The sequence below is a fragment of the Methylocella sp. CPCC 101449 genome (assembly GCF_031921685.1).
Classification (GTDB): Bacteria; Pseudomonadota; Alphaproteobacteria; order Rhizobiales; family Beijerinckiaceae; genus Terripilifer.
In genome coordinates, this window is record NZ_JAPDHU010000001.1 from 1,802,494 (window position 1) to 1,823,597 (window position 21,104).

Here is a 21,104-nt window from a genome sequence, read left to right on the forward strand (position 1 = left end):
CGCCCATCGCCATAGATGTAGTGAATTGCACTAGAGCGTTGACGCTTCGGCATCTTGGACATGGGCGAATTGGAAAGCGGACTCAGGCGAACAAAGCGCACGCGGCACGGGCCTGTGGCCGTCGGGCGACAGCGGCTGACGCCGATCTGGCTCGTCGCCGACAATGCGCGCACGCATCGCAATCTGCCCGACTTCAAGACGCCGGGGCTGGCAGGGCAGCCGCGCCGTCTTGAATCTTCGCGCGATGTGCCTTTCGAAGCCAAGGCGATCTTGCGCATGGAGCCCGACGTCGGGCTGATGTCCTGTTTCGATCCGGCGCCGCTCTGGGCCTTCGAGGCTTTGGCTGAGGCGAGCGCTCTCGTCGTGCGGCCGTCGAACGGCATCATCGTCGTGCATCAGGCGGGCACGCAGGTGGTCGTGGCATCGCGCGAAGCGGCGATTGTCTCCTGCGCCAAGGCGGCGCGCTTCATCCTCACGGATGTCGATCGGCTCGATTGCTTTTTGCTGCCGCGCAGTGACGGCGACGATCCGTTTGCCGACGTGGCCTTACGCAAATTCGGCCAGGACAATGGCGCGCTGTTGCTGCTCGGCCATTACGCGGCGGCGCTGATGCGCGGCCTTCTGCCGATGAACAGCGACGGCCTGCAGGATCTGTCGATGCGTTATATGCGCGATCTCGTCGCCAATATGTTCGAGACGCCGGCTCTCGAACAGGCGCCGCGTCCGGCCATGCGCCTGCGCGCCATCATGGCCGAAATCGAGGCACGGCTCGATCAGCATTCGCTGTCGGCGCAGGAGGTGGCGAGCCAGCACGGCGTCAGCACGCGCTATCTGCAAAAACTGTTCGAGGCGGAAGGCGGCACTTTCTCGGAATATGTGCTGCGCCGGCGGCTGGAACGGGCGCTGCTGCTGCTGCAATCCTCGGAAGCGCAGACGCGGCCGATCAGCAGCATCGCCTTTGATGTCGGTTTCGACGATCTGTCTTACTTCAACCGCACGTTCCGCCGTCGCTTTGGCTCATCGCCGCGCGAAATCCGCGCCCGCCACCGCGCCAACTTGCAGGCGCAGGGACGGGATGGCGGGGAGTCGAGCTAACCGCAGGTGAGGTCGTCGCACTCGCGCACGGAAGCGACGAGGCGCGCGACGGTCTTGGGGCCGGGATAGCCGAGAATGCCGACGCCATTGAGCGTATAGGACGGCGTGGCGTTGAAGCCGAGATTCTCGGACAGTTTGATATGTTTCTTAAGGGCCTCGCCGATCACCGGATCATCGGCCTGTGCCTCGACCTTGCCGACATCGAGTTTCAGCTTCTCGGCGACATCGAGCGCGGTGCGGCCGCCGACCGTACCGCGATGGGCGAAGAGTTCGGTGCGCATGCGATGGGCCGGCTGCGGCCCATGCATCCGCAGCACGGCGAGAAAGACACGCGCGGCTTGAAAGGAATCGAGGCCGAGCACGGCGTTCTGCACCATGCCGATGCGCAGCCCCTTGTCCTTCTGGCGCAGGCTTTCCAGATCGCGCGCCGCGCGCTTGCAGAAGGGGCAGTTGAAATCGGAGAATTCGGTGAGGATCACGTCGGGCGATTCCGGTCCGATCCAGAGGATGCCCGGCAGGCTATCGACGGAGAGTTCCGACGGCAGCTTGTAATTGACCACCGGCTTGCCGCTGTCGTCGGTCAATTCATGCAGGCTGTCTTGCGCTGAAACGTTTGTGGCGGTGAGCATGAGGCCGCCGGTCGCGATCATAAAATTCCGTCGTGTATAGATCATTCAAGTGCCCGCACTATCCGTTTTGTCGCTGAAAATGCAGTTCAGCCCGCGTCTTACGCTGGACTCATGACAACAGAAATCGGCTGAACTGGGGCAAGATCGCTCTGATCGCGTGGCATATCGCTTGCTTTCTCATCCTTCTCACCGGGCTTGCAGAGGAGCCCGGTCGACCACCCAAGCAAATTGCGTTTCCATAGAAACGCAATTGTGCCTGGGATCTTTGTTTCGACGCGTCTTTGTGGCGTTTGACTACGTCAAACTGCAAAACGCTATAGGAGGGATGCGATGTCAGCCTCAGTGGCCGCTCCGGCGGAAGCGGTGAAAAGCGCCACGCCGCTCTATAAATCCTTGTTCGTTCAGGTGATCATCGCGCTCTTGCTTGGCATTGTGCTGGGCATGGCGGCGCCCGATTTCGCCGTGCAGCTCAAAGTGCTGAGCGACGGCTTCCTCAAGCTGATCTCGATGATCGTCGCGCCGATCGTCTTCTGCGTGGTGGTGCATGGCATCGCCGGCGCTGGCGATCTGAAGAAGGTGGGGCGTGTCGGCGTCAAGGCGCTGGTCTATTTCGAAGTGATGACCACCATCGCTTTGGCGCTCGGCATTCTGTTGGCCTATCTGTTCGGGCCGGGCCACGGCATGAACATCAATACGGCAACGCTTGATGGCAAGGCGCTCGGCAGTTATGCCGACAATGCGCACAAGCTGCAGGGCGGCGGCCTGTCCGCCTTCATTCTCAACATCATTCCGAGTACGTCGTTCGATGCGCTGGCGCGCAACGACGTGTTGCAGGTGCTGTTCTTCGCCGTTCTGTTCGGTGTCAGCCTGGCGCTTTATCGCGGCTCGCAGGCGCAGAAAGTCTCCGAGATGATCGAGGCGGTGTCGGGCGTGCTGTTCAAGGCGATGAGCCTGATCGTGCGCGTGGCGCCGCTCGGCGTGCTGGGCGCGGTCGCCTACACCGTCGGTCGCTATGGCGTGGGATCGCTGAAACAGCTCCTGTCGCTGGTGGTGCTCTATTATGTGTCGGTGCTGCTGTTCGTCTTCGTCGTGCTCGGCGCGGTGATGCGGATGGCCGGGATCAATCTGTTCAAGTTCTTGGCTTATATGCGCGAGGAATTGACGATCGTGCTCAGCACCGCCTCGTCGGATGCGGTGCTGCCGCAGATCATGCGCAAGCTCGAAGTGATGGGCATCAAGAAGTCGACGGTCGGCCTCGTCGTGCCGACCGGCTATTCGTTCAATCTCGATGCCTTCTCGATCTATCTTACTCTGGCGGTGGTCTTCATCGCCCAGGCGACCAATACGCCGCTGTCGTTCGGCGATCTCCTGTTGGTGCTGGGCGTTTCGCTCGTCACCTCCAAAGGCGCCCATGGCGTGCCGGGTTCGGCCATCGTCATCCTGGCGGCGACCTTGAATGCGGTGCCGTCGATCCCGGCCATCGGTCTGGTGCTGGTGCTCTCCGTCGACTGGTTCATCGGCATGGCCCGGGCGCTTGGCAATCTCATCGGCAATTGCGTGGCAACCGTGGTGGTTGCTGCCTGGGAGGGGGATCTCGATCATGAGAAAGCCCGGCAGGTCCTGAACGGCGCGGCGACCGATGTCAGCGACATGGCCGATGCGCCGGTGCCGGAAGCCGTGCCGGTGGCGTCGGCGGTGTGAGCCGGTTCACCCCTGCCTGCCGATCGGCTACGATCCCCGCCGTCTTTGCGGTGGAGATTGAGGGGGCTGGCCATGCCAGGAGTGCGATCGAGCGCGATATGTCTTGGTGTCGCTGTGATCATGAGCGGCTGCGCTTCCCTGGATGGGGGTCTGTCCGATCCGCCACGTGGGCGCTTGCAGGGCACGCTCTTGCTGCAATGGAGTTCCGAGGACGGGTTCATCTATGTGCCTGATCCAACATATCCGCTGATCTACGCCTTGGCCGGCAAGCCGCCGATTCAGCCGGGCCGCATGTATACGGACGGCGGCTCGATCCCGCGTGTATTCTGGAGCGTGAAGGGCTTTTCGCCTTGGGCCTATGGACCCGCCTATATCCTGCACGACTGGCTGTTCAACGAACATCGTTGCCGCCGTCTGCCTGAAGCGCCTGATGGCTACAGTCTGATCGAAGCGAATGCGGTGCTTTATGATGCCATCGGCATTCTGGTGGCGCAGGGCAAGGCCGACAGCAACGGCGAAGCGCGCCGCCTGATCAAATGGGCGGTCGATGCGTTCGGCCAATCGGCCTGGGATGGGCCTTGCGTCAAGCCGCCCCCTTCGCCATCGCCGCAGGCGCTGCGGGCGGCACGGCCGATCACGCTTTATAAGGTGACGTTGGGTCGATAGCTCAGTCGCGCGTCACCGCGGTGGTGTGCTGCCGTTTCAGATCGCGCGCCGCGCGCCCCAAACTGTCGATGAAGGCGAGGGCACCGGGCGACAAGGTGCGGTCGGCGCGATGGACGACGTCGAAGTCACGCTTGAGCGAAGGGCTGTTCAGCGGCCGTGCGATTAATTGGTCGGAAGGCAGAGCCGTCAAACCGTAAAGTGGCAGAACGGTGAGGCCGAAGCCAGCTTCGACCATGGCGATGACGGTGGCGAGTTGGCTGAATTCATGCGCTGGCTCGGCTGTTAGTCCAGCGGCGGCGTAACCGCGTTCGAGCTGTTCGCGAATGCCGTTGCCGCCACGCAGCGCGATCAAGGCATGACCTTCGAGATCACGCCAGCGTGGCCGCTTCAGCGCCGCCAGCGGATGATCGGTGCGGCAGAGCAGCGAGAAGGAATCGGTGACCAGCGAGCGGCGTGTGATCGACGGATCGACCCGCAGGAACGTGCCGATCGCCAGATGCAATTCGCCGTCCTTGAGCATCTGATGCAGATCGGCGATCGGCCGGTCGACCAGGGTCACGGTGACATCGGGCGAATGCTGCGCGAAGTCGGCCATCGCATGGGGCATCAGCGCCGCCGCCAGCAGGGGCGGTGCGCCGACGGCGATATGGCCACGGCGACGCAGGCCGATGTCGCGGGCGCGGCGCAACGCCATTTCGACATTGTCGTTGATGCGTTCGACGTCGTGCAGAAATTCAAGTGCCGCATCGGTCGGCTCGACGCGGCGCGTCGTGCGGTTGAACAGGCGAAAGCCGACTTCGGCCTCGAGATCGCGCACGAGGCCGGAAACGATCGGTTGCGCCAGGTTCAGCCGTTCGGCCGCGCGGGTGAAACTCTGCGCCTGCGCCACGGCGATGAAAGCTTGCAACTGGCGCAAGGTGATGCGGGATGACATTGATATAAATTCCATATCAATTGATCAATTAATCGCCGATTGTTTAATAGATGTCGAGCCCTTAATTCCGCCCTTCAGATGAGGCCTCCACCGAGGCCGTTGGCAATGCTGTTCTGGGGAGGAACATGATGGATCGTCGCCGCTTCAACACGGCGCTGCTGGCTTCAGGCGCCGCGGCACTGTTGCCGCAAGGCGTGCGCGCCCAAGGCGGGCCAGAGGCCGATTGGCCGAAGCAGATCGTGCGCATCGTCGTACCGTTTCCCGCTGGTGGTACGTCCGACGCGCTGCCGCGTTTGATCGCCGATGTGCTGACCCAGGTCTGGAAACAGCCTGTGGTCATCGAGAACCGGCCGGGCGCCGGCGGCAATCTCGGCGCCGAAGTAGTGGCCTTTGCGCCGCCCGATGGCTACACGCTGCTCGCCGCGCCGCCGCCGCCGATCGCCATCAATCACAATCTCTATCCCAAGCTCGGCTACGACCCGACCAAGTTCAAGCCGATCACCATCATCGGCTCGGCCACCAATGTGGTCGATGTCAGCAACAAGCTCGACGTTTCCACGATCGCCGAATTGATCGCCAAGGCGAAAGCCAATCCGGGCGGCATCAACTGCGCCAATCAGGGTAATGGCAGCACGTCGCATCTGACGGCGGCTTTGTTCGAGAGCCGGGCGGGCGTCAAATTCAATCACGTGCCTTATCGCGGCACGGCGCCGGCGCTGGCCGATCTCGTCGCCGGCCATGTCGATATTTTCTTCGACAACATTTCACAGTCGCTGCCGCAGCATCGTGCCGGCATGTTGAAGATGATCGGCGTGTGCGCGCTGGAGCGTTCGTCCGACGTGCCGGAAGTGCCGACCTTGTCGGAACAAGGTCTGCCCGGTTTCTCGGCGGGTGCCTGGTACGGCATGATGGCACCTCCGGGCACGCCCGATGCGCTGATCGAGAAGATCAATCGCGACGTGGTGGCGATCATCCGCTCGCCGGAGGTCACGCGCAAGTTTGTCGAACAGGCGGCCAAGCCGATCGGCAACACGCCGCAAGAGGCGGCAGCCTTCATCGCCGCCGAGGAGAAGCTTTGGGGCGGTGTCATCAAACAGGCGAACGTCAAAATCGGTTCCGGCTGAGCACTCCCTCAACCATTGGCCTTCTGGCCAACCCCGCAACGATGTGCGAAACAGTCTGAAGGCAAAAACAATGAACAGGCACGTGAATATGGGACGGAAACTCCGCGTCGCCATCGTCGGCGGCGGCATGGGTGGGCTGGCGGCGGCGAACTTCCTGGTGCGCCGCGGCTTCGACGTCACGGTCTATGAACAAGCGGCGGCGCTGGGCGAAGTCGGCGCCGGCCTGTTCATCTATCCCAACAGTCTGCGGGTTCTGGAACGGATCGGCTTTCAAGGGCCGTTGAGCCAAGTTGGCGCCAAGGTCGGTCCCGGTTCGCAATATTATCGCATGGATGGCACCGTCGTCGGTCCGATCCTGACGACGGATTCGAACGGTTGGAACGGCATGTATGGCATGCATCGTGCCGACATGCTGAACGCGCTGGCGGCGGCGCTGCCGGAGGGCTGCGTGCGCACCGGCCATCGCTGCACGGGCTTCGAGCAGGACGAGCAGGTGGCGCGCCTGTTCTTCGCCCATGGCGCCCAGGCGGAAGCCGATGTGGTGATTGCCGCCGACGGCATTCAATCGGTTCTGCAGAAATTCGTAGTGGAGCCGCAGGCGCCGGAATATTCCGGTTCGCGCGCCTATCGCGGTCTCGTGTCGCGCGACAAGCTCGCCACCTGGAACGATCGCACCCATCAGGTGTGGATGGGCGACGGCAAGCATTTCATGGTGTTTCCGGTGCGCGGCGGCACTCTGCTCAACTATGTCGGCTTCGTGCCGACGGGTGACGAACTGGCCGAATCCTGGTCGGCGGTGGGTGATCGCGATGAGCTGGCGGCGTCTTTCGCCGGCTGGCATGCGCCGATTGTCGATCTGCTGACCAAAGTTGAAAGCTGCTTCTGGTGGGGTCTTTACGATCGCCTGCCGCTGTCGTCGTGGACCAACGGCCGCCTCGTGCTGCTGGGCGATGCGGCGCATGCGATGCTGCCGCATCTGGGCCAGGGCGCCAATCAGGCGATCGAGGATGGCTGCGCTCTGTCAATCTTCCTTGAAGGCCATGCGCCAGCCGATGTGCCGGCTGTGCTGAAGGCTTATGAAGCCTTCCGGCGTCCGCGCACGGATTTGATCCAAGCGGAAGCGCGGCGCAATGGTCTGCGTTACGATTCGCGCAGCGGTAGCCTGGAACAGCGCGACCGCGAGATCGCCACATCGGCGCAGTTCCGCAAGTCGCTTTATGACTATGACGTCGAGAAGGACGCGCTGGCGCGGCTCGGGCGCGAGCCGGCGGTGGCGTAAGTCAGTTCACCCCATAGGGCGCGAAAGCGCTGCGCGTGTCGTCCACCTGCAGCGCCTTGCCGACGGGCGGAAAAGCGCGTTGCGGGCACGCCTCGCGCTCGCAGATGCGGCAGCCGGCCCCGATCGGCGTGGCGGCGGCGGGGTTTTTCAGGTCGAGCCCGTCTGAATAGACCACGCGGGAAGCATGTTGCAGGTCGCAGCCCAGCGCGATTGCGAAGGTCTTGCGCGGCGCATGATAGCCGCCCTGGCCGTGCGACACCGTGCGGGCGATCCAAAGATAGGTGCGCTCGTCGGGCATGCGTGCCAGTTGGGTGAGAATGCGCTGCGGCTGCGCGAAGGCCTCGTAGACATTCCACAGCGGGCAGGTGCCGCCGATGCGCGAGAAGTGAAAGTCGGTCGCCGACTGGCGCTTGGAAATATTGCCGGCGCGGTCGACGCGGATGAAGAAAAACGGCACGCCGCGCGCGCCGGGTTTCTGCAAGGTGCTGAGACGATGGCACGTGGTCTCGAAACCGACGCCGAACTGCTGGCTCAGCACATCGATGTCGTAGCGGCAGGCCTCGGCCCTGTCGCGAAAGGCGGCATAGGGCAAAAGCAGGGCGCCAGCGAAATAATTGGCGAGGCCGATGCGGGCGAGCCGGCGGGAGGCTTCGTCCGCCAGCGCGCCTTCGGTGACGATTCGATCGATCGTCTCGCCCTGTTCAAGAAACGCCACTTGTGTGGCCATCTGGAACATCTGCTGGCCGGGGTGCAGGCGCGACGAGAGGCGCAACACGCGGGCTTCGCGGTCGAAGTGGCGCAAGGCATCATCAGGCGTGCCGGAGATGACACGAATGCCATGGCGCATTTGCAGGCGCTGCGCCAGCGCGGCCGTGCTGTTGCCGATGGGCAGTTCGGCGTCGCTGGCGATCCGCTCAGCCGCCTCGTCGAGTTCGGCGATATAGTTGTGTTTGCCGTAGAAGAAGTCGCGCACTTCCTCGAACGGCGTCGAGACGGGTAAAGGCATGCGATCTTGCCGGTCGTCGCCGAAGCGGGCGGCGAGCGCGGCCGATTGTTCCAGTGCCCGGCGATAGCGCCGGTGTAAAGCGACGAGGGCGCGGCCGACGGCGGGCATGGCACTCGCCAGTTCGCGTGTGTCGGCCAAGGCGATCGGTTCGCCCAGCGCCGGATCGGTGAGCGCTTCCCTGAGATCGGCGATGAGGCGGGCTTCGTCGTCTTCGGAGAACAGTTGCACATCGATGCCGAAGGCGGCGTTGAGTTTGAGCAGGACGGGAACGGTGAGCGGGCGCTGATTGTTTTCGATCTGGTTGAGATAGCTGAGCGACAGGCCGATGGCGGAGGCGAGCGCCTGCTGGGTCATCTGCCGTTCCTCGCGCAGCCGCTTCAGCCGCACGCCGACGAAGGCTTTCTTCATGACGACCTCCGAGCTTTGCAAGCTTCGCAAATCCTGATGCAAGTCTTCGCAAATCTACGCATTTTCAGTTCTTTACCTGCCTTTTGAATTGCGAATATTGCGAACTCAGTTTCGTCTGGCAAGAGAATTGGCAAGGGGCTTGAGCGATGGTGCAGGACGCCCTGGCTGAAATCTCGACCGAAACCGGCGCCCGATTCACCGAAATGGTGTTTCCGGAACAGGCCAATCATTACGGCACCTTGTTTGGCGGCCATGCCTTGTCGTTGATGGGCAAGGCGGCCTTCATCGCCGCGACGCGGCGGGCGCGGGCGTCTGTCGTCATGGCCCGATCCGACAAGGTCGAATTCCATGTGCCGGTGCGCGTCGGCGAATTGATCGAGCTGTCCGCTGAAGTGGTGCGGGTTGGCCGATCCTCCATGACCGTGGTGGTCGACGTCACGTCGGAAGGCCTGGTTTCAGGCAGCCGCCGCCTCGCCGTGCGCGGCTCCTTCGAAATGGTCGCCGTCGATGCGGAAGGGCAACCGGTCGCAATCGCAAATTCAACCCCAAGCAAGGAGTGTTCAACGTGAAGTTGCACAGCGTTCGCACGCATAAATCCGCCGAGAACCTGCCGCGCGAGGGACAGTTGGCCTGGAAGATCGCCGAGGTGGCGAGCGATCCGGTCGATGTCGCCGATGACGTGATCGAGATGATCGGCAATCGCGTCATCGACAATGCGGCGGTGGCGGCGGCTTCGCTCAATCGCCGGCCGGTGGCGAGCGCGCGGGCGCAGGCCGAGGCGCATCCGTTCCAGCCGGGCGCCACGGTGTTTGGTCTCACGCAGCACCATCGCCTGTCGCCGGAATGGGCGGCCTGGGCCAATGGCGTGGCGGTGCGCGAACTCGACTTTCACGATACTTATCTCGCCGCCGATTACTCGCATCCCGGCGACAATATTCCGCCTATCCTGGCGGTGGCGCAGCATTGCGGCCTCGATGGTGCGGCGCTCGTGCGCGGTCTTGCCACCGGCTATGAAATCCAGGTCGATCTCGTCACCGGCATCTGTCTGCACGAGCACAAGATCGATCACATCGCGCATCTCGGTCCCTCGGCCGCGGCCGGTATCGGCACGGCTTTGGGCTTGCCGGCGGAGGTGATCTATCAGGCGGTGCAGCAGGCGCTGCATGTGACGACGACGACGCGGCAATCGCGCAAGGGCGAAATTTCAAGCTGGAAAGCCTATGCGCCAGCCTTCGCCGGCAAGATGGCCATCGAGGCGGTCGATCGCGTCATGCGCGGCGAAGGCGCACCGTCACCGGCCTGGGAGGGCGAGGACGGGTTCATCGCCTGGCTGCTCAGCGGCCCGAAGGCTGAATATCACGTGCCGCTGCCGGAACGCGGCGAAGCCAAGCGCGCCATTCTCAATACCTACACGAAAGAACATTCGGCCGAATATCAGAGCCAGGCCTTGATCGATCTGGCGCGGCGCATGGGGCCGCAGGTGCAAGCCAAGGGCGGCTTCGGCGCGATCCGCAGCATCGTCATCCACACCAGCCATCACACCCATTATGTGATCGGCACCGGCGCCAACGATCCGCAGAAGATGGATCCGAAGGCGAGCCGCGAAACGCTGGATCATTCGATCATGTATATTTTCGCCGTCGCGCTGGAAGACGGCGGCTGGCATCACGAGCGGTCCTATGCGCCCGCGCGCGCCAATCGGCCGGAGACGATCGCGCTCTGGCATAAAATTTCGACCGCCGAAGACGCCGAATGGACGCGGCGCTATCACAGCCGCGATCCGAAGGAACTGGCTTTTGGCGGCCGCGTCGTCATTACCCTGAACGACGGATCGGTAATCGAGGATGAAATCGCCGTCGCCGATGCGCATCCGCTCGGCGCGCGTCCGTTCAAGCGGGCGCAATATGTCGAGAAATTCCGCACGCTGGCGGAGGGCATCGTCGCGCGTGCCGAACAGGATCGTTTTCTAGGTCTGGTGGAGCGGCTGCCGGTGCTGACGGCGCAGGAGCTTGGCAGCCTCTCCTTCTCGGTCGATCCGGGTCTACTGCAAGGCCGGCAGGCATCAGGGATTTTCGATGGGCGCAAAGGCAGTGCCGCTGGCCTCGCAGCCGAATAGGAGGAGAATATGGCCGCAGAGACGAACGATCGCACGAACCCGCCACCGAAAAAATCCGTGGCCCTGTCCGGCGTCATCGCCGGCAATACGGCGCTCTGCACCGTCGGGCGCAGCGGCAACGATCTGCATTATCGCGGTTATGACATTCTCGACGTGGCGGAGACCTGCACGTTTGAGGAGATCGCCCATCTGCTGGTGCATGGCACTTTGCCGACGGTGACGGAACTCGCCGCCTACCAGGGGAAACTGAAGGCGCTGCGCGGCCTGCCCGCCGCCGTGCGGACGACCTTGGAAGCGCTGCCGGCGGCGGCGCATCCGATGGACGTGATGCGCAGCGGTGTGTCGGCGCTCGGCTGCGTGCTGCCGGAGGCGCATGATCATAACGCGCCGGGCGCCCGCGACATCGCCGACCGGCTGATGGCAAGCCTCGGTTCGATGCTGCTCTACTGGCATCACTTTGCCCACAACGGCCGGCGTATCGATGTCGAGACCGATGACGACAGCATTGGCGGCCATTTCCTGCATCTCCTGCATGGTGTGTTCCCATCGCAAGAGCATGTGCGGGCAATGCATACGTCGCTCAATCTCTATGCCGAACATGAATTCAACGCATCGACCTTCACGGCGCGCTCCATCGCCGGCACCGGCGCCGACATTTATTCGGCGATCACCGGAGCGATCGGCGCTTTGCGCGGCCCGAAACATGGCGGCGCCAATGAAGTGGCGTTCGAAATTCAGAAGCGTTACGGCGATGCCGATGAGGCGGAAGCCGATATCCGCCGCCGCGTCGCCGAAAAGGAAGTGGTGATCGGTTTCGGCCATCCAGTCTACACCGTCGCCGACCCCCGGAACCGGGTGATCAAGGATGTGGCGCAGCGCCTGTCACGTGAGGCCCAATCGATGAAAATGTTCGACATTGCCGAGCGGATCGAGGTGGTGATGGCGCAGACCAAGAACATGTTCGCCAATCTCGATTGGTTCAGCGCGGTCTCCTATCATAGGATGGGCGTGCCGACGGCGATGTTCACGCCGCTTTTCGTCATCGCCCGCACGTCGGGCTGGAGCGCCCATGTGATGGAACAGCGCGCCGACAACAAGATCATTCGTCCCTCCGCCCATTATATCGGGCCGGAAAATCGCGTTTTCGTGCCGCTGGATAAACGCGGTGTGGCGGAGGCCACGGTGCGGGCCGCTTAGCCAACATATCTTACCGTCATTGCGAGCGGAGCGAAGCAATCCAGGAATCAAGGTATAGATCTTGGACGTAAATACGCCCGCATTGCAGGCATTACTTGAGAATCCACCACGCGCCCCTGGATTGCTTCGTCGTTGCACTCCTCGCAATGACGGGAGAGACCGCTCGGAACGTTATAAAAAAGGAAAGACCATGCCTTATCTCGTTGCTTCCGATCTGCCGCAGGAGCCGGCCGGACAGCGCTTTCGCGCCTTGATCGCGCGCGGCGGCATCTTGCCGATGCCCGGCGCGCATAACGGCATGGCCGCCTTGCAGGCCAAGGCGGCCGGGTTCGAAGCGCTCTATCTGTCCGGCGCGGCGATGACGGCGTCCATGGGCCTGCCCGATCTCGGCGTCATCACTGTCGACGAAGTGGCCTTCTTCATTCGCCAGGTGGCGCGGGCGAGCGGTCTGCCGCTTCTCGTCGATGGCGACACGGGCTATGGCGAAGCGCTCAACGTCATGCATATGGTGCGCACGTTCGAGGATGCGGGCGCCGGTGCCGTCCATATCGAAGATCAGTTGCTGCCGAAGAAATGCGGCCATCTCAACGACAAGAAACTGGCCGATGCGCGGGATATGGCGGCGAAAGTGGCGGCGGCGGCGCGGGCGCGCCGGCATCTCTACATCATCGCGCGCACCGATGCGGCGGCGAGCGAGGGCTTTGATGGCGCGGTGGCGCGCGCCAAGCTTTATCTGGAAGCCGGCGCCGATGCGATCTTTCCCGAAGCACTGACCGACGCAGAGATGTTCCGCGCCTTCGCCCGCGCTTTGCCCGGTGTGCCGCTGCTCGCCAATATGACGGAGTTCGGTCGCACGCCGTTCTTCACGGCGGCGGAATTCGAGGCGATGGGCTATCGCATGGTGATCTGGCCGGTCTCGTCCTTGCGCATGGCCAATAAGGCGCAGGAACGGCTCTATGCCACTTTGCGTCGCGATGGCAGCAGCAAGGCGCTGCTCGGCGACATGCAAACCCGCGCCGAGCTTTATGATCTGATCGATCTCAAGGCCTTCGAAGCCCTTGATGCCTCGATCGTGGCGACGATCGTGCCGCGTGCCGCCGAATAGAAGCTATCTCAGTGAAAGGTGTAAAGGCGTTGCGCCGCGCGAACGCGCTGATAGAGCACGGCGGCGACTTCCGTCGCCCAGATCACGTCATGCCATTCCTGTTCGGTGAGCCGGGAGCGTCGCAGAATATCGAAGATTTCTTCGGTGACGGTGCCGTCGCCGGTCTGGCGCGCGAGCAGGAAGCTGGTTTCCTCGGGCGTCAGCCCCAACGCCTGCACGATCTGAAGCGCCGAGCCATTGCCGAGGCGCGCGCTGACCGCATCCAGCATGGCGGCGATGGCGAGCTTCGCCAAAGGCATGCGATAGGCGACATAGTGGCTGAGGGCGAGATAGGCGGTCGTTTCGACGCCGGGAAACTGACCATCGGGGTCCGGTCCCTCGTAGCGGGTGGCGGCGAGATCGTTGCGAATCCACTGCCAGCGCGATTTCTCCCGCGCCGCATGGCGTTTCAGATAGTCGCGCGCCTCGGGCCGGTCGGGGCCGAGATTGTCGCCGGCAATGGCGAATGTGCAGGACGAGCCGGAGACATGATGAAACAATTGCCCGAGCAGTTCGTGATAATCCGCCATGGTGATCTCATCGATACTGGCCCGATAGGCGGGGCAGATGTCGAGGAGGGCGCTGACGTGACGATCGATGGTCGTGCGCAGGGTTTCGATGCTCATCGCATGGTCCGAGATGTCAGGATTTGACGGTCGCTGACAGGGCTGATGTCGAAGAGGTGCCAGGGCCGGCGCGAAGGTCCTCGCGCGCCCGGAGTGGACAAAATTGTCCGTGTACGGACTGTGCGATTTCGCACATCGGATATTCGAATCGCCCTCGCAACTCGAATTTGGGTGATTATTCCAGCAGATCGCGCTTGAAGCCGCAGCGTTGCAGGACGCCGGCGCGCGCTTCCTCGGCGAGGCGCAGAACGCGGGCCGTGTCGACGCCGACCATGTGGCCCCGCCATTTCTTCATCTTGCCGTCGATCATCACGGTGTCGACGTGGCTCGGGTTCATCACATTGACGACAGCGCCCACCGCATTGTTGATCGGCCAGGCCGAGAGACTGTCGGTGCGCAGGAGAATGAGATCGGCCTGTTTGCCGGGGGTGAGGCTACCGGTCTTGTGGTCGAGATGGGCGCAGCGTGCGCCCTCGATAGTGGCGAATTCGAGTACGTCCCGGGCGGTCAGCAGCGGCGGCAGGTTCTTTTCGCCTTGGCGCTCGCGCTGCAGGACGAGCGCCCGCTGCAAGGTCAGCGTCGTGCGCATGATCGTGAAGGGGTCCTGCGCCATGGTGGCGTCGACGTCGGAACTCAGGCTCGGCCGGATGCCATGATCGAGCGCGCCTTGAATGCCGGGCATGCCGTGGCCCATCGTCATTTCAATGGGCGGGGCTAGCGACACGCGCAGGCCGGCGTCGCGCGGCTCGCCTGGATAGTATTTGCCGATATATTGCGCCAGCATGCGCGCGCCGATGTCGATGCCGCCACCCGCCGTGCCGCCGACGGCGATGGTGAGCGTCTTGCCCTTGAAATAGCCGTCCGCACCTTGCGCCTGCGCCAAGCCAGTGCCAGCGAGCGTCAGGACGATGGCGAGCTGAAATGAATGCCGTGCTTTGGCCATCTGCGCCCTACCCTTCGTGCAGCGGACGTTTGGTCTTTATGGATAGCCAGGGAACGTCCCGAAGGAGCCGAAGCCCCAAGCGCTGCGCCACGTCTCCTTCGGCCATTTCTTCGGCCGCAGCGGCATTTCCTCATGCCAGGGACGGGGCTGCCAATAGCCCAATTCCTCGTCGGCCATGATGTCCATTTCGCAATAGCATTCGATGCGCAGGTCATCGCTGTTGCGGTGATAGGCGGCCACGTTATGGCCGACGATGTGGCGCAGCGGTCCCCACACGAGCTGGATTTCGTTGCGCGTCAGCACTTCGCAGGCGTGATGAATGGCGGCCCAGTCCTTCACTTCGAAGGCGACGTGATGCAGGCGCTGCGTTTCATATTGCACGAAGTTCACGGTGTGATGTTCGATGCCGCAGCGCATGAAGACGAAGTGATCGCCGAGCCAGTCGGAGACGCGGAAGCCGAGAAACTCCTGATAGAATTTGGCGACCTTCTGCACATCGTTGACGCGCGAGGCGACGTGGCCGATTTTCAGCGGATTGACGCCGCCTTCGCTGGCATCGCGCTTGTGAAACCGACAGTCGGCGAAAATCTCGACGGTGGTGCCTTTCGGGTCGGTAAAGGTCAGGCAGTCGGCGACGCCGGGCGTCGGGTCGGATTGCCGGTCGCTGGCCACACCTTCCTTTTGCAGCTTCTGCGCCAGAGCTTTCAGGTCGGTGCCCGGTGCCACCTGGAAGGCGATGCGCTGCAGGTCGGCATAATCGGCGGTTTCGAGGACGACCGATTCCTGTCCGAGTTTGCTGGCGAGAATGGCGCGCTTTGGCGAACGGTCGACCAGCGACAGTCCCATCACGTGCGTCCAGTAGTCGGTTTGGCGGTCCAGATCAGGCGTCGAGAAAGTGGCGTGCCCCAGTCGCTTCACCTGAATCATGCGTTCGCTCCCGTCGATTTTGGGCGCCACTGGATTGGCGCGGTTATGCTCATTTTTATGCATAAAAATTTGGGATACGCAAGCCGAAGATATCATGGCAGGGATATCCATAGGCTTATTCTTAAGTGGGATTTACATGGACTATATTTTATGCATAAAAATTAAATTGGCCGAGGATGCCCGGCGGCAGGCGCGAGCATGACGAACCAGAGTGACGTTTCAGAAACGGAGACCGTGCGATCGGAGGCCGCCTATCGCGCGATCAAGCATGAGATCGTCACGGCACGGATCGCGCCGGGGGCGAAGCTGAAGGTCGATGCGTTGCAGCGGCAGTTTGGCTTTTCCAGCAGTCCGCTGCGCGAGGCGTTGACGCGGTTGGCGGCGGAAGATTTTGTCGTTGCCGACCAGCGGCGCGGCTTTCGCGCGGCGCGGGCCTCGCTCGGCGATCTCAACGACATCACGCATTTTCGCCTGGTCATCGAAGTGCATGGTCTGGTCGATTCGATCGAACGTGGCCAAAAGTCCTGGGAGACAAGGATTATCGACGCCCTCGATCGGCTCGATGCGGTGGAGAGCAAACTGCCGCGACCGGAGCGATTGCATGCGGAGATCTGGATCGAGCGGCATAAGGATTTTCACATGGCGCTGGTCTCGGCCTGCGGATCGGAGCGGTTGCAGGAGCAATGTTCGTCGCTGTTCGACCAGTCGCAGCGCTATCGCAGCCTCTACGCCTTCAACCGGACAGGGGCGCGTAACGGTTCGGCCGAACACCGCCGCATTCTGGAAGCGGCCCTGGCGCGCGATAAGGCCACCGCGGCCGCTTTGATGCGCGATCACATCGCCAAAACGGCGGCGCACGTCGCGCAATATGTGGAATAGGCCAGGGGAAAGGTAGTCCCGCACCACTGCTGGGGCCTCAACGGAATCTTACCCCGGCGAGGGCGGTTTTCCGGCCCGGAGTGTTGCTTCTATCGCACTCTTTTCAGGCGATTTCGTCCAATCGTTCCGGTTGAATTGAAATTGTCGCGAATCGGGTCCATTTATAGAGTGTCGCGCAAAATTTGTTGGATGCGCGAGGTCAAGGAGAAGTCGCACTGACAAGCACCGTTCATCTGGAAGCAGCCCTGGCGCCGCTTCACCCGGTTCCCTCGCCGCGTGGCCTTGAAACCGGAAGCTTAGTGCAGAACGTGTTGCAGAGCCTTGAAGACCTGAAGGCGGAAGAGATCATCTCTATCGAACTCGCCGGCAAAACGACCCTCGCGGACACGATGCTCATCGCGTCCGGACGGTCGAATGTGCATGTGGGCGCGATCGCCGAAAGCGTCGTGAAGGCCTGCAAGGATGCCGGCATCGATTCGCCGCGCGTCGAAGGCCTGCCGCATTGTGATTGGGTGGTGGTGGATGCGGGCGATCTGATCGTCCATATCTTCCGGCCGGAAGTCCGCAAATTCTACAATCTTGAAAAGATGTGGGGTGGCGACCGGCCTAACGAGGCTCAGGCGCGACAATCCTGATCGGTCGTTCCGATCTCGATCGTCCTGCTGTGACCGCCTGATCGCTGTCCGAGCCCGTACGAGGCGGGCCGCGGACCGGGTTGCGCAAAGGCCGCCGCATTTTGCGGCGGAGATGGGATTTGCGCATCTGCGATGGACGTTGTCGGCGCCGCGTGGCATCCGATGGTGCGATCTTGCAATAGCAAACGTCCAACAGTCATGACGCACGTCTTTCAAAAGCACCTCTCTTCGAAAGCGGCCCCGCCGTGAAAATCATTCTCGCGGCGGTCGGCCGGCTGAAGAATGGAGCGGAGCGGGATTTATGCGCGCGCTATCTGGAGCGTGCGCAGGCGAGCGCGCGCGGTGTGGCGCTGAGTGGCGTCGAGATGAAAGAAATCGATGAGGGGCGGGCGCGCCGCGTCGAAGATCGCAAGGCGGAAGAGGCGAAGGCCCTTGCCGGCTTCATCGCCGACGGCGCCCGTCTCATCGTGCTCGACGAGCGGGGCCGCGCCATCAGCAGCGCCGATTTCGCTGCCGATATCGGCCGCGCCCGCGATGAAGGTGCGCCGGCCTATGCGCTCGTCATCGGCGGTCCCGATGGGATCGATCCGGACTTGCGGGCCAAGGCGCATAAGGTGATCGCCTTTGGCGCGATGACCTGGCCGCACCAGCTCGTGCGCATCATGGCGACGGAGCAGATCTATCGCGCCATCACCATTCTGGCCGGTCATCCCTATCATCGGGTGTGAAAGGCGTTCGCGGCGAAAAGGCTCCCGTGCCACTATGCTGGCTGCGAATCGCCGCAATCGGCGTCCATCTCGTGATCACAGCGCCCCCGAACCCGGCCGCGGCGGCGCCCTCGTTCAGCGGCCGGTAAGAGACCATGCAGCGCAGCCCGTTCCTTCTCTCGGCGTCCGGATTTCGCCGGCTTCGCTTCGCCGGCGCATCGGTTCTGGCGCTGGGTGTGGCGCTTGGCTTTGGCCTCGTTGCGGCGAGAGGGCAGACGCAGCCGGCGCCAGCAACCCCGGCGCCGTCCGTCACGCCGCCCGCCAATGAGCGCAGCCGGATCGAGGTGCGCCAGGAGGAATTGCGGGCGATCGAGCAGGGTCTGCGCCTGTCGGATGAGCAACGCCGCAAGATCGAAACCGAACTCGAAGCGATCAAGACCGATCGGGCGCGGCTGAATACGGCTTTGGTCGAGACGACGGCGAAAGTGCAGGCCGCCGAAACCAGCATCAGTGAGGTGGAGCGCCGGCTGGAAAGTTCGGTCACCGCCGAACAAGCGATCCGCAAGTCGTTGGAAGCGCGGCGCGGAGTCATCGCCGAAATCCTCGCTAGCCTTCAGCGCATGGGCCGCAATCCGCCGCCCGCTCTGTTGATCGCCCCGGAAGACATTCTGAAAGCGATCCGCACCTCGATGATGCTCGGCGGGGTGGTGCCGGAGCTGCGCGCCGAGACGCAGGTTCTGGTCAATGATCTCAATGAGTTGGTGGAACTGCGCAAAGCCATCGCCGTGGAGCGGGAGCGGCTCGATGGCGAGGTGAAGACCATGGCGGCCGAGCGACAGCGTCTCGCCGGCCTCATCGATGCCCGTCAGACGGCCATGGGCGTGACCGAACAGGCACTGACCACGGAGCGCGGCAAAGCGCAGCAGCTCAGCCGCCAGGCGCTCGATCTCAAGGATTTGATCGCCCGCATGGAAGGGGAGGTTGAGAGCGCCCGGCGGGCCGCTGAGGCCGCCCAGAAGGCGGAAGTGGAGCGCCAGCAAATGGCCGCGATCAAGCCGCCGGATCCGCGTAAACCGGCCGATTCCTCACGTTTGCAGCCGGCAATGGCCTTTTCCGAGGCCAAAAACATGCTTCCCATGCCGGTTTCGGGCTCGATTGTGAAGAAATTCGGCGAACCGGACGGGTTCGGCAGTGCCGAGCGTGGGCTTTATATCGGCACACGACCAGGTGCGGTCGTCGCCTCGCCGATTGATGGGTGGGTGTTGTTTTCGGGCACTTTCCGAACCTATGGACAATTATTAATCATCAACGCTGGCGGCGGATATTATATACTGCTCGCTGGAATGGCCCGGAACAATGTCGAGGTTGGTCAGTTTGTCCTTTCGGGCGAACCCGTTGGGCTCATGGGAGATGCGTCGGCCAGGAATGCCGCCGCCCTTGCCATTGGCGCGACTCAACCCATTCTCTATGTAGAGTTTCGGAAAGACGGGACGGCCATAGATTCATCGCCCTGGTGGGCGAAGCCGGTAGCTGAGAAGGTTCGCGGATAATGCGGAAACTATCCCTCATTTTATTGGGTGCAGCGGTGGGTGCGGGTGCGGCCACGGCCGTGTCGCATTTGAACTTGGTCGATGGCATGGCAGCGCGTGCCGCCGTCTCCGAGACCTACAAGAGCTTGAACCTGTTCGGTGACGTCTTCGAGAAGGTGCGTACCGACTATGTCGAGAAGCCGTCCGAGCAGAAACTGATCGAGTCGGCCATCAATGGCATGCTCACCAGCCTCGATCCGCATTCGAGCTATATGGACGCCAAGAGCTTCCGCGACATGCAGGTGCAGACGCGCGGCGAGTTCGGCGGCCTCGGCATCGAAGTCACCCAGGAAGACGGTTTCGTCAAAGTCGTAACGCCGATCGACGATACGCCGGCGTCCCGTGCAGGCATCATGGCCGGCGACGTGATCACCGCCATCGACGATGAGCAGACGCAAGGTTTGACGCTCAATCAGGCGGTCGACAAGATGCGTGGCGCCATCAACACCAGCGTCAAGCTGACCGTGGTGCGCGGCGCGTCGCGTGAACAGAAAGAGTTCCGCATCACCCGCGATCGCATTCAGATTCGGGCCGTGCGTTCGCGCATGGAAGGCGATGACGTCGGCTATATCCGCGTCACCCAGTTCAACGAACAGACGTTCGATGGACTGAAGAGCGCCATCCAGAAGATGCAGTCGGAGAAGCCGGGCGACCAGCTCAAGGGCTTCATCATCGACCTGCGCAACAATCCGGGCGGCTTGCTCGATCAGTCGATCTATGTGTCGAACGCCTTCCTGGAGCGCGGCGAGATCGTCTCGACGCGCGGCCGCAACGCCGACGAGACGCAGCGTTACAACGCCAAGCCGGGTGGTGAACTCGCCAAGAACAAGCCGATCGTCGTCTTGATCAACGGTGGTTCCGCCTCGGCGTCGGAAATCGTCGCCGGTGCGCTGCAGGATCACAAGCGGGCGACCATTCTCGGCACCCGTTCGTTTGGCAAGGGTTCGGTGCAGACGATCATTCCGCTCGGCCAGAACAATGGCGCGCTACGCCTGACCACGGCGCGCTACTACACGCCGTCGGGCCGTTCGATCCAGGCCAAGGGTATCGATCCCGATATCCAGATCCTGCAGGAAGTGCCGGATGAGTTTAAGGGCCGCGACTCCACCAAGGGTGAAGCGGCGCTGCGCGGCCATCTGAAGAATGGCGATGACGAGAAGGGCGGTTCGCAGGCCTATGTGCCGGCCGATCCGACCAAGGACAAGCAGCTCATCGCGGCTGCCGAACTGTTGCGCGGCCAGAAGAAGGCGGCGGAACTCGTCGAGCAGAACAAGAAGGAACTGATGGCTGCGGCGCAGACGCCGGCAACTCCGGCCCCTGCGCCGGCTCCGGCGGCACCCGCGGCCGCGCCGACACCTGGCGCTCCTGCTCCGGCGCAGCCGGCTCCGGCTCCTGTCGAGAAGCAGCCGGAAACGGTGAAGTAAGGCGTTCATCGCGCCTGGCCTGCGGGCCAGATGCGATCAAGTTGAAGATTTCAACTCGACTGGCCCGGCGTGTCG

Annotated in this window: 20 protein-coding genes; 14 read left to right on the forward strand and 6 right to left on the reverse strand. The window is 62.8% G+C overall.

The annotated features are described in order from the left end of the window. The first annotated feature begins 114 nt into the window (after positions 1-114). Entirely contained in the window at positions 115-1,095 is a 981-nt protein-coding gene (locus tag OIM99_RS08335; protein ID WP_311849871.1) for an AraC family transcriptional regulator, read from the forward strand. On the opposite strand, the gene OIM99_RS08340 is transcribed toward OIM99_RS08335, so the two are convergent. After that, positions 1,092-1,724 carry a DsbA family protein gene (locus OIM99_RS08340; protein WP_311849872.1) on the reverse strand — a complete coding sequence of 211 codons (633 nt, stop codon included), beginning with the start codon at positions 1,722-1,724 and terminating at the stop codon, positions 1,092-1,094. The genes OIM99_RS08335 and OIM99_RS08340 overlap by 4 nt on opposite strands. 330 nt (positions 1,725-2,054) lie before the next feature. On the opposite strand from OIM99_RS08340, the gene OIM99_RS08345 reads away from it, so the two are divergent. After that, positions 2,055-3,425, forward strand: coding sequence for a dicarboxylate/amino acid:cation symporter (locus OIM99_RS08345; protein WP_311849873.1), 1,371 nt, complete (start codon positions 2,055-2,057; stop codon positions 3,423-3,425). A gap of 120 nt (positions 3,426-3,545) precedes the next feature. After that, positions 3,546-4,091 carry a DUF1353 domain-containing protein gene (locus OIM99_RS08350; protein ID WP_311849874.1) on the forward strand — a complete coding sequence of 182 codons (546 nt, stop codon included), beginning with the start codon at positions 3,546-3,548 and terminating at the stop codon, positions 4,089-4,091. A gap of 1 nt (position 4,092) precedes the next feature. On the opposite strand, the gene OIM99_RS08355 is transcribed toward OIM99_RS08350, so the two are convergent. Then, on the reverse strand, positions 4,093-5,025 hold the full coding sequence (locus OIM99_RS08355) for a LysR family transcriptional regulator (protein ID WP_311849875.1): 933 nt from the start codon (positions 5,023-5,025) through the stop codon (positions 4,093-4,095). Positions 5,026-5,153: 128 nt separating this feature from the next. On the opposite strand from OIM99_RS08355, the gene OIM99_RS08360 reads away from it, so the two are divergent. Continuing rightward, positions 5,154-6,149 carry a tripartite tricarboxylate transporter substrate binding protein gene (locus OIM99_RS08360; protein WP_311849876.1) on the forward strand — a complete coding sequence of 332 codons (996 nt, stop codon included), beginning with the start codon at positions 5,154-5,156 and terminating at the stop codon, positions 6,147-6,149. Positions 6,150-6,237: 88 nt separating this feature from the next. Next, entirely contained in the window at positions 6,238-7,428 is a 1,191-nt protein-coding gene (locus OIM99_RS08365) for an FAD-dependent monooxygenase (protein ID WP_311849877.1), read from the forward strand. A 1-nt stretch (position 7,429) separates the two neighbouring features. Here the strand turns inward: OIM99_RS08365 and OIM99_RS08370 are convergent, their stop codons facing one another. Continuing rightward, positions 7,430-8,842: a short-chain fatty acyl-CoA regulator family protein gene (locus OIM99_RS08370; RefSeq protein WP_311849878.1), complete on the reverse strand. Its 1,413-nt coding sequence runs from the start codon at positions 8,840-8,842 to the stop codon at positions 7,430-7,432. Between the two features lie 146 nt (positions 8,843-8,988). Here OIM99_RS08370 and OIM99_RS08375 point away from each other — a divergent pair, with 146 nt between their 5' ends. The 4 genes from OIM99_RS08375 (at position 8,989) to prpB (ending at position 13,260) form a co-directional block, all read left to right on the forward strand. After that, positions 8,989-9,411, forward strand: a complete 423-nt coding sequence (locus OIM99_RS08375) for an acyl-CoA thioesterase (protein ID WP_311849879.1) — start codon at positions 8,989-8,991, stop codon at positions 9,409-9,411. Continuing rightward, positions 9,408-10,958 carry an MmgE/PrpD family protein gene (locus OIM99_RS08380; protein ID WP_311849880.1) on the forward strand — a complete coding sequence of 517 codons (1,551 nt, stop codon included), beginning with the start codon at positions 9,408-9,410 and terminating at the stop codon, positions 10,956-10,958. The genes OIM99_RS08375 and OIM99_RS08380 overlap by 4 nt, the downstream gene beginning before the upstream one ends. Before the next feature lie 9 nt (positions 10,959-10,967). Then, positions 10,968-12,155, forward strand: a complete 1,188-nt coding sequence (gene prpC, locus OIM99_RS08385) for a 2-methylcitrate synthase (protein WP_311849881.1) — start codon at positions 10,968-10,970, stop codon at positions 12,153-12,155. A 190-nt stretch (positions 12,156-12,345) separates the two neighbouring features. Continuing rightward, entirely contained in the window at positions 12,346-13,260 is a 915-nt protein-coding gene (prpB, locus tag OIM99_RS08390) for a methylisocitrate lyase (protein WP_311849882.1), read from the forward strand. Positions 13,261-13,268: 8 nt separating this feature from the next. On the opposite strand, the gene OIM99_RS08395 is transcribed toward prpB, so the two are convergent. The 3 genes from OIM99_RS08395 to OIM99_RS08405 all read right to left on the reverse strand — a co-directional run bounded on the left by OIM99_RS08395 (position 13,269) and on the right by OIM99_RS08405 (position 15,795). Then, a complete protein-coding gene (locus OIM99_RS08395; RefSeq protein ID WP_311849883.1) occupies positions 13,269-13,925 on the reverse strand; it encodes a hypothetical protein in 657 nt (218 codons plus the stop codon). A 175-nt stretch (positions 13,926-14,100) separates the two neighbouring features. After that, on the reverse strand, positions 14,101-14,868 hold the full coding sequence (locus tag OIM99_RS08400; RefSeq protein ID WP_311849884.1) for an amidohydrolase family protein: 768 nt from the start codon (positions 14,866-14,868) through the stop codon (positions 14,101-14,103). A 36-nt stretch (positions 14,869-14,904) separates the two neighbouring features. Next, entirely contained in the window at positions 14,905-15,795 is an 891-nt protein-coding gene (locus tag OIM99_RS08405) for a VOC family protein (RefSeq protein ID WP_311849885.1), read from the reverse strand. 198 nt (positions 15,796-15,993) lie between these two features. Here OIM99_RS08405 and OIM99_RS08410 point away from each other — a divergent pair, with 198 nt between their 5' ends. From OIM99_RS08410 to OIM99_RS08430, 5 genes are all read left to right on the forward strand, one after another. Next, complete coding sequence (locus OIM99_RS08410) at positions 15,994-16,674, forward strand: FCD domain-containing protein (RefSeq protein WP_311849886.1); 681 nt, start codon at positions 15,994-15,996, stop codon at positions 16,672-16,674. A 299-nt stretch (positions 16,675-16,973) separates the two neighbouring features. Continuing rightward, positions 16,974-17,309, forward strand: a complete 336-nt coding sequence (rsfS, locus tag OIM99_RS08415; protein ID WP_409371486.1) for a ribosome silencing factor — start codon at positions 16,974-16,976, stop codon at positions 17,307-17,309. Positions 17,310-17,554: 245 nt separating this feature from the next. Then, a complete protein-coding gene (rlmH, locus tag OIM99_RS08420; protein WP_311849887.1) occupies positions 17,555-18,037 on the forward strand; it encodes a 23S rRNA (pseudouridine(1915)-N(3))-methyltransferase RlmH in 483 nt (160 codons plus the stop codon). A 134-nt stretch (positions 18,038-18,171) separates the two neighbouring features. Further along, positions 18,172-19,566: a peptidoglycan DD-metalloendopeptidase family protein gene (locus OIM99_RS08425; protein WP_311849888.1), complete on the forward strand. Its 1,395-nt coding sequence runs from the start codon at positions 18,172-18,174 to the stop codon at positions 19,564-19,566. Then, positions 19,566-21,029, forward strand: coding sequence for a S41 family peptidase (locus OIM99_RS08430; protein WP_409371487.1), 1,464 nt, complete (start codon positions 19,566-19,568; stop codon positions 21,027-21,029). Before OIM99_RS08425 ends, OIM99_RS08430 begins: the two co-directional genes overlap by 1 nt. The last annotated feature ends 75 nt before the right edge of the window (positions 21,030-21,104 follow it).